General features: G+C 25.2%; 1 pseudogene. It reads left to right on the top strand.

The features are described 5' to 3' along the window. Nucleotides 1–464, top strand: a pseudogene (locus CP965_RS14180) (sensor histidine kinase); the annotation flags it as partial.

Below are 464 nucleotides of genomic sequence, written 5' to 3'. Positions count from 1 at the left end.
GGTTTTATAAGTTATATTTCTACTGTTATGCCAGAAACAAATCTTCCTGCAAGCAAAACTTCTTTTGTTAAAGGATTTGACAAATGGAATATTGCAGTTGCTTCTGGTTTTTATAATCAAAAAATTGATTATATGATTGAAGAGAAAAAACAAGAACTTGATGAAAAAAATAGAAAATATATTTATAAAATGCTAACTTTTTCTTTATTGATTGCATTTATACTTTTTGCTATTTCTTTATACGTTTCTACATATTTAGAAAAATATTTTTTAAAATATAGGAAAAAAATATATAAAGAAGTAGAAAAAAATAAGAAAAAAGATATTTTACTTGCTCATCAATCAAAAATGGTAGCAATGGGTGAAATGATGGAAAATATTGCTCATCAATGGCGCCAACCTTTATCTATAATCACTACATGTGCAAGTGGAATGCAGTTAAATAAACAATTAGGTCTTTTAAC

Origin of the sequence: Halarcobacter mediterraneus (genome assembly GCF_004116625.1) — a bacterium.
GTDB classification, from domain to species: domain Bacteria; phylum Campylobacterota; class Campylobacteria; order Campylobacterales; family Arcobacteraceae; genus Halarcobacter; species Halarcobacter mediterraneus.
Note: the sequence above shows the minus strand (reverse complement) of the source record. Positions and strands in the feature narration are given on the sequence as shown.